This window comes from Bradyrhizobium genomosp. I (2014), assembly GCF_000261685.1.
Classification (GTDB): domain Bacteria; phylum Pseudomonadota; class Alphaproteobacteria; order Rhizobiales; family Xanthobacteraceae; genus Bradyrhizobium.
Window position 1 is genome coordinate 1 of the sequence record NZ_AJQE01000224.1, and the last position, 799, is coordinate 799.

Annotated in this window: 1 pseudogene; it reads left to right on the top strand. The window is 60.8% G+C overall.

Going from position 1 to position 799, the window contains the following annotated elements:
• Positions 1-367: 367 nt before the first annotated feature.
• Positions 368-799 (top strand): annotated as a pseudogene (locus IC50_RS21465) (metal-dependent phosphohydrolase); the annotation flags it as partial.

A 799-nucleotide genomic window follows, 5' to 3' on the forward strand; every position in this document is an offset into this window, starting at 1 on the left:
AAGGTGGCGATCGCGGAAATCGAGGCGGAGTCGCCCGAATACATCTTCTCGCTGGCCGGCAAACGCGGCAAGCTGGTCGAGCTGTTCTATCTGGCCAGAAGTCTTTCGCGCTCGGCCGCCGGCGTCGACATCCTGGCTGCACCTTGAAGCGCTGGTCGGGGTTGGGGCTTTCCAGCCAGCTTTGGTTGTGGTGAGATGTAGCGACAACCATGCTGCTGCGCAGCGGGACCGCAAGATATTTTACGTATTTTTGCTCCGGCGATTGGTTTACCCGGCCCAAGATGGGCTATGCTCTCCACTGCGTCGAGGACAAGAATGAGACGTCGGGAGATGGCATGGGACACCAGCGGCGGACGGGGCTGCATCCATGATGACGTTACCGAGACTGGCGGCCGAAACCCTGGAGAAGATGCTAGGTCGGTTCATGCGTCGCCGGTACGACGAACCTTCCGCTCGGGTACTGGAGGGCTCGACGCGCACCGCGATGGAGTGTATCGGCAACAGCGACGCGCTCTACCACAACATCGAGCATACCATGCTCGTGACTCTGGCCGCTCAGGCGATCCTCTCGGGACGCAATCTCCACGCGCATCTTGCGGCGGAGGACTACCTCCACATCCTGATCGCCTGCTTGGCGCACGACATCGGCTATGTCCGCGGCCTGTTTCCGGAGGATGACGAAGACGGTTTCATCATTGACGAGGCCGGGACCAAGGTGTCGCTACCGCGCGGTGCATCGGATGCCAGTCTGATGATGTATCACGTCGATCGCTCGAAACTGTTCGTGCTGCGGCGGGTG